The organism is Paenibacillus sp. GD4, from assembly GCF_030846225.1.
Lineage (GTDB): Bacteria > Bacillota > Bacilli > Paenibacillales > NBRC-103111 > Paenibacillus_G > Paenibacillus_G silviterrae.
Genome location: NZ_JAVCYK010000001.1, coordinates 4,414,595 through 4,427,298 on the forward strand (window position 1 = coordinate 4,414,595; position 12,704 = coordinate 4,427,298).

A 12,704-nucleotide genomic window follows, 5' to 3' on the forward strand; every position below is an offset into this window, starting at 1 on the left:
AATGAACTATGGTTATTACAGTAAGGAGACAACACAATGAAGCCATTTAGGAATGATTTCGCACGGCGCAGCTGGTCTTGGGCGATGCTGCTGCTTCTTATATGGTCGTCCTTTGCGGGAGGGGGGGCTGCGTTAGCCGCTGACGCTCCCTCGCAGGCAAACGAGCCGATGGTGCAGGTGACGGGCGGCCAGGGCTTTTCCGTGGCGCTGAAAGCGGACGGAACCGTATGGGCATGGGGGGATAATCTGCGGGGGAAGCTCGGAACAGCGGGAGGAAACCGTTTTGTTCCAAGCCGGGTTGAGGGTCTGACGGGCATTACAGCTCTCGCCGCAGGTTTGAACCATACCCTTGCCTTGAAAAAAGACGGAACCGTGTGGGCTTGGGGCCAGAACGATAGCGGACAGCTTGGCGACGGCACGCAAACGGACCGGATGACGCCGATTCAAATCAAGGGACTGGAAAATATCGTATCTATCGCTGCGGGGAATTCGCATTCGGTTGCTTTGAAAAAGGACGGGACCGTCTGGACCTGGGGAGCGAACGACAGGGGCCAGCTGGGCGATGGCACGACGACCGGGAGAAATGTTCCGGCGATGATTCCTAATCTGCAATATATTAAAGCGATCGCATCCGGAGCAAACCACGTGCTCGCGATATGGAACAGTCCGTACGACGGCTATAAGAATCAGGTTTGCGTATGGGGCGCCGCCAGCTATGGAACCCAGATGAATCAGTATTCCACGGGGTATCTCACCGTGCCTTACTTCATTCCGTATTTTACGGATGCTGTGGAGATTGCAGCGGGCAACGGGTTTTCCCTAGCACTGAACGATATGGGCTATTTGTACGCATGGGGCACCAACTTTGCCGGGCAGCTGGGGGACGGCAGCTACAATGATAAATCGACACTGAGCAATAGCATAAGTTTGCCGAAAGTGAAGAAGATCGCTGCAGGAAATTCCCATGCCATGGCATTGACCCGCGATAATGAACTTTATGTGTGGGGCTCCAACGGCTTGGGGCAGCTGGGAACGAAGGAAGTGGCGCAATATAGTGTTCCCATGGAGATGGAATCGTTAGGCAAGGTAGAAGCCTTCGGGACCGGAAGGTTTCATTCCTTCTCAGTGAAGGAAGACGGTTCGCTCTGGACCTGGGGAAACAATACGCTCGGCCAGCTGGGAGACGGAACGACAACAGACCGGTATAAGCCACAGCAGGTGGGGGATTTTAACGTAAAAGCTGCAGCGGCCCCGCCAAGTAAGGAGGATGGAGGACCTAAGACGGACAGCTATCCGATGGCGGATGTCGCTCTTTCAGCAGGGGACAGCTTTACGATGGTTCGTAACAATGGACAGCTCTGGGCCTTCGGGGAGAACACCTTCGGGCAGCTTGGCCTGGACAAAGGAAATTACAGAAATAAACCTTCTGCACTCAGCTCCCTGAAGGGAGTGAAGCAGGTCGCTGCAGGCTACGGGCATACAGCCGTTCTGAAGTCCGACGGAACTGTCTGGACATGGGGCAACAACATTTACGGCCAGCTCGGGGACGGGACGACGGACGGCAGGAGGGAGCCGGCGCCTATTCCCGGACTGTCCGGAGCGGCTGCCGTAGCTGTGGGCAACAGCTTTACGATCGTTCTGAAGGCGGACGGCACCGTCTGGGGGGCAGGAGACAACAGCTTCGGTCAGCTTGCGAACGGTCAAATCATGGGAGAGAAAAGCTTGATTCGGATACCCGGGTTAAGCAATATACAAGCGATTGCTGCCGGCTATAACCACGCGCTTGCCTTGAGCTCGGACGGCAAAGTATGGGCATGGGGAGACAATACGGGCGGGCAGCTCGGCAACGGCAAGGGGGACGCGGTGCGCTACGCCGTGCCTGTGAATCGCCTGTCGGACGTTAAGGCCATCTCAGCAGGGCGGACGCACTCTCTGGCCCTAAAGAAGGACGGCACCGTTTGGGCATGGGGCTACAATACTTACGGCCAGCTCGGGGACGGTACCTCTACGCTCCGCAAGGAGCCGGTCATCCTGGAAATCAATCATGTAGCGGCTATTGCAGCCGGAGGTTATCACTCCATGGCATTGAGGCAGGACGGCAGCTTATGGTCTTGGGGTTCGAACACTCAGGGACAGCTGGGGGATGGGTCGAACACAAGCAGTTTAAAGCAGGTGAAGGTAGCGGTACCCGGAGCAGTAGCTTCAATCGCTGCGGGGGGGTCGCACTCGGCGGCCATGCTGCAGGATGGGTCCGTCTGGACCTGGGGCTCGAATATCAATGGTCAGCTGGGAGACGGCTCGTTTAAGAACGGTACTACTCCGACGGCAGTGGGAGGGTTCTCGCCTCTATTTGGTGATTTGTCCGGACATTGGGCGGAGAAGGCTATTGCCGCCGCAGCCGGCAAGGGCTATGTCGACGGTTATGAGGATGGAAGCTTTCGGCCTGAGCTGCCCGTCACGCGAGCGGAGTTTGCGAAGATGACGGCGGTGGCGTTGAAGCTGCCGACGTCGGCACCTTCCGCCGGGCAAGCGTGGAGCATACCGTACATCGATGCCTTGCTTGCAGCGGGAGTGTATGGACAAGAGGATGTCCAGGCTGCATGGGATGAGCCGATGACTCGTGCGGAGATGGCCAGAGTTGCCGTGCGGGTATCAATCAAGGAGCTTCAGTCGCCGCAGGCTGTAGTGCAACCTACGTGGGCTCTGCAGAATGCCGTAAAGCTAGGCTTACTGCAGGGGCTGTCCGGCGGCCGGTTGGCTCCGGAGGAACGGACAACGAGAGCGCAGTCGATTGTCATTATTGAGCGGATGCTTACGGTTGCAGCAGGAGGCACGCTCGAACCGGATGCAGAGGCTGTGAAGCAGGCAGAAGCATTATAACTATGGGAAAGACCGCCCGGCACTTGCGCCGCGGCGGTCTATTTTTCGTAAGCTTATGCAGCAGGATCCGGCTTTCCGAGGAACTTCCAAAAGGTGCCGCCCAGCAGATCTTCTACATCCCGCTTGATCTCGTCCTCCTCAAGACGCCAGCCGGCGTCGAACAGATCGGCATATTTGTCGTACAACACCTTGGCAATGATGCCGCGCGAGTGGTCCCACTTGTATAACAGCTGGTCCAGGATCCGGCAATCCGAATGCTGCGGAATGATACTGCCGCCAAGCAGCTCGAAGCGCATGCGGGTAATTTCCTCGATCAAGCTCGGATTGTTCAAGAACCACCAGCAGCCGAAGATCAGCAGATTGCGGTTTTTTCTCGCCGTGACGGCAAGCTCGTGCTGATTCTCGCGGGAGAGCATGGTGACGAGAAACTTCACATCCTGATATTTGCTGACGATGCGCTCTACCGTTCCGATATCGCTTTTGCCAAGGCTGTCTCCAGCATCCTTAAGCGACGGATTGACCTTGCGCTTCACGCCGATCATCATCGCGAACGGGATGGCCGCCTCGCGGGCTACAGGAATAATACACTCGTCAATAATGCGCGCGCGAACCGAATCCTCCGGATAAGCAAAGTCATTCGGCAGCGATACGGCCATGTAGAGCGGATTCATCCGGGCGATCCAGTCCTTCAGGAAACGGCGTATTTCGGCAAGCGTGGATCCGGACAGATCCTCCTTCACATCATAGCCCTGCTCGGCCAGCTTCGGCCAAGTGCCGTCCCATAAATTAAGCAGCGGATCAATCCGCAGTGCCGCCAAGAAACGGGGATCAACGGATCCCCCTTCAGCCCAGCGCTCTCGCTCGTACGCGTCGAACGGATCGTTCGTCATGACGACGGTTTTTACCTTAGCAAGCTCCAGAATTCTGTCGATATACTCACTTGCACTCACATGGGCATAATAAGAGCGATACTTCTCCAAATCCCGCTTGCCGACATCGAACCCAAGCCGGTTCAATACCGTAACGACCCCGCGGCACGCTTCGCTGTAAGGGGTGTGCTCGATAAACAGCGTCTGCCAGATCAGATCCGCCTGTTCCCGCTTGGTCATTTGCCAGAAGTCTTCATAGGATAAATCCTGTCTGTAGCGGAACGTCTCCGCAATTAAGTAATGGTAGGTGAGCAGCTCATCCACCCCCCATAGCAGCAGTTCCCCGAACGACTCGGCGAATAAGTGAGTGTGAATGTCGGTAACCGGGGTATTCCGAACGGCTTCATGAACAAACTCAAGCAGCTGATCCTTCGACTGAATACTCATAAATGATGACGCCTCCTGCAAAATAAGATTATGTTAACGTGAACAATGACGTTATTATAACACGATTGCCAATCCATGGTATAGAGATAGGCAGGTGCACAGCCCTTTTTTTTCGAAGCTGCATACGCTGTGATTAGTTGAACATTTAAATCGCCTGATGGGAGCGGTTCGTATGCATGCTCAAAGCTATGCAGTGATGGCCTTAGTGCTTTTCATCCTGCTCGTGATTTTATTGCTGATTGCCTTGTAATTGCCCGGGAAACTGAATCGGCCCTTGCGGAATTGTCTCCGAAGGGCTCTTTTTCATTGCTCCGACGGGTTTCCAAGTAAAGTAAAACCTATCCACTAAATAACCAAGACGCTTTTAGCAAATAATTATTGTTGTTGCATTGATTACTGAGTCTGTAAAGGAGCTCTAGCCGTGGAGGGTACGTTAAATATAGTCATCCGTTCCTTAGGAGCCTTGGTCATCTTGTTTGTGCTGGCGCGCGTTCGCGGGAAAAAGCAGATTTCCCAGCTTAGCTTTTTTGAATATGTCACCGGGATCACTTTGGGCGAGCTGGCCGGGTTTATGTCAACGGAGCTTGAAGCGCACTATTTTCACGGCCTCGCGGCAATTCTGATTTGGACGCTTATCCCCCTATGGATAGAGAAGCTCACTCTTCACAGCAAGTGGCTTCGATGGCTTTTTGAAGGGAAAGAGACAGTCCTTATTGATAAAGGTAAAATTATTGACAAAAATCTGCTGAAAGAACATTTGACCATCGACGAGCTGCTTGAGGAATTGCGCAAAAAAAATACGTTTCGGGTGGCCGATGTGGAATTTGCAACGCTGGAGCCAAGCGGTGAAGTGAGTGTCATGCTGAAGAAAGGAAACCAGCCCCTTACTCCAAATGATATTAAGCTTCCGGTTAAGGCAGTGCATTCACCGCATACCTTAATTCAAGACGGAGAATTGATGGACGACACTTTAGCTAAAATTGGCGTGACACGGGAATGGGTCCTAAAGGAGCTGGACAAGCTAAACCTTACGTTAGATCAGGTTTTCTTCGGTCAGTTGGATACGGATGGAGGGCTTTACATTGACTTGTACAATGACGAGGCGGATTCAGTCCAGACGGCAACTAAGGATACGCTCCTGGAAGCAATGCAGGCATGTGAAGCGGAGCTGCTGAAATATCGCGATGCCTCCGCACCTCCAAAAGATGATATGAAGAAGTATGCTAGGCAAGCGGAACGACTCAAACAGCTTATTGCAGGCATGACACCTGACGAATCCCGTTAAACCAAGAACGAGAGAAGGAGTAGGATCGGTATGGCGACGAAAACAAAATCGAAAGGTTCATTGAATTGGTCGCATAAGGAATATCAGGCGTTTGCGAAGAAGAAGGAGCCGGCAAGGCCTGTTTTCATGAACTGCGTTCGGGCTTTTTTGGTTGGAGGCTTTATTTGCTTTCTTGGTCAGTGCATCACGCAGATGTATATTTCATGGTTCGGTTTCTCGGAGAAAACGGCAAATAATCCGACGGTGGCCACGTTGATTTTCATTTCGGTTTTACTAACGGGGTTCGGTGTATATGACAAAATCGCCCAATGGGCAGGCGCAGGTACTGCCGTACCGGTTACAGGCTTTGCCAATTCCATGTCCTCCGCAGCCATAGAGCATCGCAGCGAGGGGCTGGTTCTCGGCGTCGGGGGGAACATGTTTAAGCTGGCAGGGTCCGTCATTGTCTATGGTACGGTCGCGGCGTTTTTCATTGCTCTTGTACATCTTGCACTGGGGATGGGGTGGAAGTAAATGCATAAGGGTCAGCAAAGCTGGGAGTTTCGGAATAAGCCGGTCATCTTTAGTGCGGCAACGGTGGTCGGCCCGGAGGAAGGCCGGGGTCCGCTTGGCGATCAGTTCGATGTGGTGCACGAGGACAATATCATCGGCCAGGCGAGCTGGGAAAAGGCTGAGAAGGTCATGCTGGAGGAGGCGGCCAAGCTCGCTGTCGAACACTCGGGGTTATCCAATGATCAGATACAGTTTTATGTGGGCGGGGATTTACTGAATCAGATCATCAGCAACAGCTTCGCCGTCCGTTCGATGAAAATTCCTTACCTTGGGATCTTCGGCGCTTGCTCCACATCCATGGAGGGCTTGGCGATTGCTTCGATGATTGTGGACGGAGGCTACGGTACCCATGTGATGGCGGCAACGTGCAGCCATAACAGCACGGCGGAGAAGCAATTCCGTTATCCGACCGAATACGGCTCTCAGAAGCCGCCGACTGCGCAGTATACGGTCACAGGAGCTGGCGCGGCGATTATTGCCAAGGAGGGCCGGGGGCCTGTGGTGACCGGCGCTACGATCGGCCGCATCGTTGACTTAGGCATCAAGGATCCCTTCAACATGGGAGGCGCGATGGCACCGGCGGCGGTGGATACAATTACGGCTCACTTCCGCGATTTTGAGCGTGAGCCGGGCTATTATGATCTTATTGTGACGGGTGATTTAGCCAAGGTCGGATTTGATATCGCCAGCGATCTCTTGAAGGAGCAAGGGGTGGCCATGGATCAAACGAGATTTCGCGATTGCGGCCTGATGATTTTTGACGTTGAGAATCAGCCGGTGCAAGCCGGAGGAAGCGGCTGCGCCTGCTCGGCAACAGTAACGTACGGTCATATTCTGAAAAAGCTAAAGCGCGGCGAGCTGCATCGGGTACTGGTCGTTGCTACGGGTGCACTGCTTTCTCCGCTGTCCTTCCAGCAAGGGGAGAGCATCCCTTGTATCGCACATGCAGTAGCTATAGAAAGCGGGGGGCATTACGAATGACATTTCTATGGGCTTTTATATGTGGAGGAGCCATTTGCGTTCTTGGGCAGCTGATGATGGACGTCGGGCGGCTGACTCCGGCGCACACGATGAGTACGCTCGTAGTGCTGGGTGCGATTGTCGACGGCATTTGGGTCGGCGACGTCAGCTTGTACGACCGTTTCATCGCTTTTGCCGGTGCGGGAGCGTCAGTGCCGATAACAAGCTTTGGCAATGCTTTGGTGCACGGGGCCATGTCCGAGCTGGAGCGCAGCGGTCCGATCGGTATTATCACGGGTATCTTTCAGGTGACCAGCGGAGGTATTTCGGCAGCGATCATTTTCTCCTTTCTTGCAGCGCTGGTCTTCAAGCCACAAGGATAACGACAAAACCATTACGAGAGCCTCAAAGGAACCGCCTAAGCTAAGCGGTGCTTTGGGGCTCTTTTCCGTAGGAATCACAGAAAGCCGCGGGAAATATGGCATAAATGTGTAATTATACAAACAATTTCAGTATTTTTACACGTATACGGCGTTTTTTCGTTGCTGTAAAATGGAGAGTAAGCTTCTAGGAGTCTGCCCGCAGCTGGAATGGAAAACCTTTTGGACGGTTATTACGTAGTAGATGTTATGGACATGATGTGCATGATCTTACGGGGAGGCTGGAGACGATGGAAACCATGTTGAAAGAAGATGTGCAAGCGCTGCGGCGCATTCAAACGAATTTGGAATCATGCATCCTCGGGAAAACCGACGAAATTAAGTTATTGCTGACGGCGATGATCGGCGGCGGTCATGTATTGCTGGAAGATGTGCCCGGAACCGGCAAAACGGTACTGATCAAGGCTTTGGCCAAATCGATCAGCGGCCAGTTCCGTAGAATACAATGCAATCCCGATTTGCTGCCTACCGATATTACCGGAGTTTCGATCTACCATCCGAAGGATGAGGTGTTTATGTTCCGTCCGGGACCGATTATGACAAACATCCTGCTTGCCGATGAGATCAACCGGGCGACTACCAAGACTCAATCCGCTTTGCTGGAAGCGATGGAGGAGCGCCATATCTCAGTAGACGGAGAAACGCACGAGCTGCCGAAGCCCTTCCTGATGCTGGCGACCCAGAACCCTATCGACTTCGAAGGCACCTATATGCTGCCGGAGGCGCAGCTGGACCGGTTCATGATGAAGTTCAGCCTAGGCTATCCCGATGAAGCGACGGAAACCCGGATGATCGTATCCCAGAGCATTGTGCACCCGCTCGACGAACTGGAAGCGGTTGCGGAGGTGGATCAGATTTTGGCGCTGCAAAAGCAAGTTAAGCAGGTGCATTTGGAGGAAGCCGTGGCCGGTTACTTGGTCAGTATCGTTCGAGCTACGCGCGAGCATCCTTCGATCTACCTCGGCGCCAGTCCCCGCGCGACCATGGCGCTCGTTCAAGCTTCCAAGGCGTATGCGCTGCTGCAGGAACGCGATTATGTCATTCCTGACGATATTAAGTTCCTTGCTCCCTATGTCCTCGGGCACCGAATCATATTGCAGGCGGAAGCTCGAATGGAAGGGGCGACGGTAGGCACGGTGCTGCAGTCCGTCTTTCAGCAGGTCCGAGTGCCTGTCCGGTGGGAGAAATAATCATGATGAAATCCATCTTCGCTCATGGCCAAGCGGAACGTCCGCGGCTCAGCGCGAAATTCTGGAGCGTGCTCGCGGCCTTCGCGGGCAGCTTGGGATTCCTGCTGTTTCAGGGCGGGAAGCTGGCGTTCATGCTGTTTGTCATCATTACTCTTCTTAGTATTTATTTATTGCTCGGACAGTGGAGCGGGATTAAGCGGACTCAGGGTCACCGCACCTTAAGCAGCAGTGAGTACGGCACGACCATTGAGGCCGGAAGCTCAGTCGGAGTTGCAATAGATTTGCAAATCCCCGGCTTTTGGCCGATGCCTTATATTTTTGTGAAGGATCGGCTCGTGCATAAGAATGGCATTGAGCTTGTCTTTGAAACGACGATCGTCCCGGATTGGCGGCGCCGGGGACAGTGGGAGTACAAAACGCCCGCGCTGCGCCGCGGCATGTATTCCTTCGGCCGGACCGAGTGCGTGACGGAGGATATATTCGGGCTTTTCGAGCATAGCGGAGCTCTTGATTTGCCGCAGACGATCGCCGTGCTGCCGCAAACCGTACCGATTCGCGAGTGGCAGCAGTTCCACCAGATGATGAAGGGAACGAACCATCACTCGACGACCACCCGGGCGGTTCGTGAAACAACCCAAATCAACGGCGTACGTGAATATATTTACGGGGACCGTTTGTCCCGGATCCACTGGAATGCAACGGCGAAGACGGGCACGTGGAAGTCGAAGGAATTTGAGCGGGAATCGCTGCCTAAGACGTATTTGGTTCTTGATCGCCAGCAGCGGGCGTACGAAGCCGAAGAGCTATTCGAGCTATCCGTCTCCGTGGCAGCTTCGTTGTTCCAATACGGGGCGCACCGCGGTCTGTCGCTCGGCCTCGTCTCGCACGGGTCGGACGACGTTTATTTCGAGCCCAAGCTCGGGCAAAATCAGCTGAAGGCCGTTATGCAGCACTGTGTGGAGGTGGAGTCCGACGGAGCTTATACGATGCGCCAGGTGCTGAAGGAGAAGGTGCAGGACATGGCGCCAGGGAGCTTCGTTGCTCTCATTACGCCGGTATCCGGGGAGCCGATGCTTCAGATTATGGGGTGGTTGAAGCAGATGCAGCTGAATCCCTGTCATTTTTGGATCGGACCGGAGCTCAAAGGGAAAGAAGCTTGGCTCAAGCAGCTTCAAAGCAGAGGCATGGCGGGCTATGCCATCTCCTCGCTGGCTGAATTGCCGGTGGCGTTAGGAGGTCGGAGTGCCGTATGACGGAGTCGAAAAGCATACTGCGCAAGCTGTTTTTTACCGATTGGACACATCGCTTGACCGTTTTGCTAAGCGGGGTGTTTCTGCTCCAGTTTGTTTCGTGGATTTCCAAAGAGGACGGCGTCTGGCTGCCCGAAACGGTGTTGATTGTTCAGCTTGTTCTGCTCGCTACCTTTGTATGGGAGCATGTGCCGAAGCTGCACTGGCTTCTGAGAGGAGGGCTGCAGCTCATCTCCGTGATCTGGATTAACGTGGCTGTGCTGGAGAGGTTTAAGGTCGTCGAGCCGATGACGCTCGGCAGCTTCTTTTCCTCCAAGCTCTTCTTGAACCTTTACGAGCTGACGCCTTATTTATGGTTCGGCCTAGGCACATGGGTGGTTTATCTCACAGTCATCTGGTGGGTCGAAGTCAAGTGGCGGGTTTACGCATTAATGCTGATTAGTGTTATGGCGCTCTGTATCCGCGATTCCTTTTCCATGATTTATTTGTGGACCGAGGTTGCGTTTGTCGTAGGCTCTGGGCTGTTTTTGCTGATCCTATGTCATTTCTCGCAGCTTCGCCGGAAGGACCCGTCTGCATGGGGCTACCTGGCCGAATATCCGTCCTCCATCGCGATTCCGGTTATAGGGCTGATTCTCACTGTAACGGCTGGAGCGCTTATGCCGGAGGTAGGGCCGCTCATGACCGATCCGTACACGGCGTGGAGACAGCTGCGAGGCGAGCCGATGAACTTCACCACGGGCAAAGGCGTGCTCGTTGCTCCGGGCCTCGCAGGGGATTCCTCCTCCGGCTACAGCAGGAACGACTCTTCGCTTGGCGGAGGCTTCCAGTTCGATTATTCGCCCGTTATGACGGTTGATACGACTCATCGGAGCTATTGGCGCGGGGAGGTTCGATCTCTTTATTCCGGCCGTGGCTGGGAAGAGAGCGATTCGGAGCGGCGGGCGGCATCCGTTGCCGTCAGGGCCGATAGTGTGCTGCCGGCGGACAGCAGGCAGCCTGCAGGGAAGCTTCAGACGGTAGAGGTCACCCAGACCGTTACCATGATGAACGAGGAGAAATATCCGGTGTTATTCGGAGCTTTCTCCATTCAGAAGGTGACGGACATCAATGGAGCCAAGACCGGCTTTGAAGCGATGCAGTGGACGGCCCAGCAAGCGGAGCTGCAATACAACGAACGGCAGCCGTTTCCCAAAACGTATCAGGTCGTATCCCAAATGCCTGTCATCGATGAGGAGCTGCTGCGCAAAGCGCCTGACGTACCGAACAAAACGGACTTTGCCGACTATCTGCAGCTGCCGGAAGGCTTGCCGGCACGAGTGCGCCAGCTGGCGGCGGATGTTACGAAAAGCGGAGCGACGCCTTACGATAAGGCGAAGCTCCTTGAGCAATATTTGCAATCCTCGTTTCCTTACAACAATCAGCCGGACCTTTCCAAAGGACGCAGCCGTGACTTCGTCGATCGGTTCCTGTTCGAAATTAAGGAAGGCTATTGCGACTACTTCTCGTCGGCCATGGCTGTCATGGCTCGGTCCGTAGGCTTGCCGACCCGCTGGGTCAAGGGCTATGCTTCCGGCACCACGCTCATTGACGAGGAGCTGCTAGGCTTTTTGCCGGAGGAGGCGCTCGATCCGGATGCCGGCGGCGTCTATACCGTGCGCAATTCCGATGCGCATTCCTGGGTTGAGGTGTACTTCAGCGGTTACGGCTGGGTGCCGTTCGAGCCGACGGCCGGATTCGTGCTGCCACGGGCTACGCTTGCGCCTGAGCTGCAGCCGGATCTGGCGGTAGAAGCCGCAACAACGCCGGAGGACACTGCGCCTGAGGCTTCTGTCGTGGAGCCGCATCATGTGGCTTACGGCGGGATGGTTGCCGCAGCTGCAGCTGTTGCAGCATTCCTCGCTTGGAGATTCCAAGTGCCGGAGCTGCTTCGGGAGCGTGCTAGGAGACGCCGGGCCTCTCTGCTGAAGCAAAAAATCATCGTCGAGTGCGAGCGGATGCTGCGTATCCTGAGGCGTAACGGCTATGTGCGCGAGGATTACGAAACGCTGCGGGAAGCGGTTCGCCGCTGGACGAAGCAGAGCAAATGGATGTCGGCGGATCTCGAGAGCGTGCTGAATACGTTCGAGAAGGCCAAGTACAGTAAAGCGGAAGTGACGGAAGAGGATTACAGGGTGACCGCCTCGATAGTGGAGAAGCTGCGGTCGCAGATGTAGAAGCAGGAGGCGGCTCCATAAGATAACCGCTTATGGGGCCGGCCTCTTTTTTTGCAACAAAAAGGACAATTATGGTATAGTTTGACGTAGAAAGCCAATATCCTGAGGTGAACGTTATTGCTCAAGAAGCTGAAGCCAGATGAGCAGGTCAAAACGATATTCGATATAGATCTGCATACATTGTTTAAGCAGGGATTTCGCGGTATTATTACGGATTTGGACAATACGCTGGTCGGGGCGAAGGCGCCGCTGGCAACACCCGAGCTGATCGATTGGCTGAAGGTTGTCAGTCAAATCGGCTTCCAGGTAGTGATCGTCTCGAACAATCACCGGGTACGCGTGTCCGCATTCGCAGAGCCGCTGTCCCTGCCTTTTATTTACCGGGCGAAGAAGCCGATCGGCGCATCGTTTCGCAGAGCTCTGCACATGATGAACCTGAAGCCGGAGCAGACGATTATGATCGGGGATCAGCTGCTGACCGATGTGTTAGGCGGCAACCGGCTCGGACTGCATACGATCCTGGTCAGTCCCATCGAGCTGAAGGACGAAGGCCTGTTCACCAAGATCGTGAACCGCAATATCGAGAAAGCCATCACGCTTATGAAGAGGTAGGAT

Annotated in this window: 10 protein-coding genes; 9 read left to right on the forward strand and 1 reads right to left on the reverse strand. The window is 54.5% G+C overall.

The genetic code is table 11. The features are described 5' to 3' along the window. Positions 1–36: 36 nt before the first annotated feature. On the forward strand, positions 37–2,880 hold the full coding sequence (locus tag RAC89_RS20905; RefSeq protein WP_306615612.1) for an RCC1 domain-containing protein: 2,844 nt from the start codon (positions 37–39) through the stop codon (positions 2,878–2,880). Between the two features lie 53 nt (positions 2,881–2,933). On the opposite strand, the gene RAC89_RS20910 is transcribed toward RAC89_RS20905, so the two are convergent. Beyond that, positions 2,934–4,196, reverse strand: a complete 1,263-nt coding sequence (locus tag RAC89_RS20910) for a glucuronate isomerase (RefSeq protein ID WP_306615613.1) — start codon at positions 4,194–4,196, stop codon at positions 2,934–2,936. A gap of 421 nt (positions 4,197–4,617) precedes the next feature. Here RAC89_RS20910 and RAC89_RS20915 point away from each other — a divergent pair, with 421 nt between their 5' ends. The 8 genes from RAC89_RS20915 (at position 4,618) to RAC89_RS20950 (ending at position 12,701) form a co-directional block, all read left to right on the forward strand. After that, positions 4,618–5,481 (forward strand): DUF421 domain-containing protein, encoded by an 864-nt coding sequence (locus RAC89_RS20915; protein ID WP_306615614.1) that lies wholly within the window; start codon positions 4,618–4,620, stop codon positions 5,479–5,481. A 30-nt stretch (positions 5,482–5,511) separates the two neighbouring features. Next, entirely contained in the window at positions 5,512–5,994 is a 483-nt protein-coding gene (gene spoVAC, locus RAC89_RS20920; RefSeq protein ID WP_284638634.1) for a stage V sporulation protein AC, read from the forward strand. After that, a complete protein-coding gene (spoVAD, locus tag RAC89_RS20925) occupies positions 5,995–7,014 on the forward strand; it encodes a stage V sporulation protein AD (protein ID WP_306615615.1) in 1,020 nt (339 codons plus the stop codon). It abuts the gene before it with no gap. Then, positions 7,011–7,376 carry a stage V sporulation protein AE gene (gene spoVAE / locus RAC89_RS20930; protein WP_284638636.1) on the forward strand — a complete coding sequence of 122 codons (366 nt, stop codon included), beginning with the start codon at positions 7,011–7,013 and terminating at the stop codon, positions 7,374–7,376. The genes spoVAD and spoVAE overlap by 4 nt, the downstream gene beginning before the upstream one ends. A gap of 287 nt (positions 7,377–7,663) precedes the next feature. Beyond that, on the forward strand, positions 7,664–8,623 hold the full coding sequence (locus RAC89_RS20935; protein ID WP_306615616.1) for an AAA family ATPase: 960 nt from the start codon (positions 7,664–7,666) through the stop codon (positions 8,621–8,623). Between the two features lie 2 nt (positions 8,624–8,625). Continuing rightward, a complete protein-coding gene (locus RAC89_RS20940) occupies positions 8,626–9,876 on the forward strand; it encodes a DUF58 domain-containing protein (protein WP_306615617.1) in 1,251 nt (416 codons plus the stop codon). Next, complete coding sequence (locus RAC89_RS20945) at positions 9,873–12,089, forward strand: transglutaminase TgpA family protein (protein WP_306615618.1); 2,217 nt, start codon at positions 9,873–9,875, stop codon at positions 12,087–12,089. The genes RAC89_RS20940 and RAC89_RS20945 overlap by 4 nt, the downstream gene beginning before the upstream one ends. Positions 12,090–12,206: 117 nt before the next feature. Further along, positions 12,207–12,701, forward strand: coding sequence for a YqeG family HAD IIIA-type phosphatase (locus tag RAC89_RS20950; protein ID WP_306615619.1), 495 nt, complete (start codon positions 12,207–12,209; stop codon positions 12,699–12,701). The last annotated feature ends 3 nt before the right edge of the window (positions 12,702–12,704 follow it).

Excerpts from the sequence above, each read along its gene's own strand:
- RAC89_RS20905 (WP_306615612.1), top strand. The coding sequence starts at position 37 with ATGAAGCCATTTAGGAATGATTTCGCACGGCGCAGCTGGTCTTGGGCG.
- RAC89_RS20910 (WP_306615613.1), bottom strand. The coding sequence starts at position 4,196 with ATGAGTATTCAGTCGAAGGATCAGCTGCTTGAGTTTGTTCATGAAGCC.
- spoVAC (WP_284638634.1), top strand. The coding sequence starts at position 5,512 with ATGGCGACGAAAACAAAATCGAAAGGTTCATTGAATTGGTCGCATAAG.
- spoVAD (WP_306615615.1), top strand. The coding sequence starts at position 5,995 with ATGCATAAGGGTCAGCAAAGCTGGGAGTTTCGGAATAAGCCGGTCATC.
- spoVAE (WP_284638636.1), top strand. The coding sequence starts at position 7,011 with ATGACATTTCTATGGGCTTTTATATGTGGAGGAGCCATTTGCGTTCTT.
- RAC89_RS20935 (WP_306615616.1), top strand. The coding sequence starts at position 7,664 with ATGGAAACCATGTTGAAAGAAGATGTGCAAGCGCTGCGGCGCATTCAA.
- RAC89_RS20940 (WP_306615617.1), top strand. The coding sequence starts at position 8,626 with ATGATGAAATCCATCTTCGCTCATGGCCAAGCGGAACGTCCGCGGCTC.
- RAC89_RS20945 (WP_306615618.1), top strand. The coding sequence starts at position 9,873 with ATGACGGAGTCGAAAAGCATACTGCGCAAGCTGTTTTTTACCGATTGG.